Raw genomic sequence first — 253 nt, 5'->3', positions numbered from 1 at the left:
CTGAATGTACAGATTCAACGCACGGTGGTCAGCGAGGCCCGTCATTTCGAGTTGAATATTCAGATTCAAACCGAAGCCCGTCATATTGCCTTGTACGGGCCTTCGGGTTCGGGCAAGTCCTTGACGGTGCAAAGCGTGGCGGGCTTGTTGCGGCCCGACCATGGCCGCATTCAAATTGGCGATCAGGTCTATTTTGATTCTGAAAAAGGCATCAACCTGAAACCACGCGAGCGTCGGGTGGCGTACCTGTTTC

The 253-nt window shown here is 53.8% G+C and carries 1 protein-coding gene; it reads left to right on the top strand.

Annotation, left to right across the window (positions count from 1 at the left end):
• The coding region (locus tag ACRHOZ_RS21155) for an ATP-binding cassette domain-containing protein (protein ID WP_431130306.1) at positions 1–253 on the top strand (253 nt) is incomplete at both ends.

The organism is Flagellimonas flava (assembly GCF_050617915.1).
In the GTDB taxonomy this organism is placed as follows: Bacteria; Bacteroidota; Bacteroidia; order Flavobacteriales; family Flavobacteriaceae; genus Flagellimonas; species Flagellimonas flava_A.
This window is presented reverse-complemented; position numbering and strand designations above follow the sequence as displayed.